Origin of the sequence: Sphingomonas sp. 10B4, assembly GCF_035019905.1 — a bacterium.
Lineage (GTDB): Bacteria > Pseudomonadota > Alphaproteobacteria > Sphingomonadales > Sphingomonadaceae > Sphingomonas > Sphingomonas glacialis.
Genome location: NZ_JASJVC010000451.1, coordinates 1 through 251, shown reverse-complemented (window position 1 = coordinate 251; position 251 = coordinate 1). Strand labels below are relative to the sequence as shown.

The window sequence follows — 251 nt, the reverse complement described above, 5'->3', positions numbered from 1 at the left end:
ACGTTGAGTAGCCTATGGCTTCACGTCGACAATACGCGCTCAGTGATAAGCCGCTCTCAGCCCAGTCCTGCTGATGTTTAGTCCAAAACGCCACTTTGAGAGGATTGAAATTCATGCGGTCTCCAGATCATTGAAAGAATGGAGTGTCACGTATAACATTATCAATTTCCAGATGGTTGCGTTGGACGCTTACTATAATTGTGAGTGGTTGCATTCTGTAATTGGCAATCTGCCATGCTCTGCCTTTATAC

The 251-nt window shown here is 45.0% G+C and carries 1 protein-coding gene; it reads right to left on the bottom strand.

The window, feature by feature from the left end; genetic code table 11:
* Positions 1-115: IS66 family insertion sequence element accessory protein TnpA (tnpA, locus tag QN347_RS21085; protein WP_416350919.1), on the bottom strand; the 115-nt coding region annotated here is incomplete at its 3' end.
* Between the last annotated feature and the right edge of the window lie 136 nt (positions 116-251).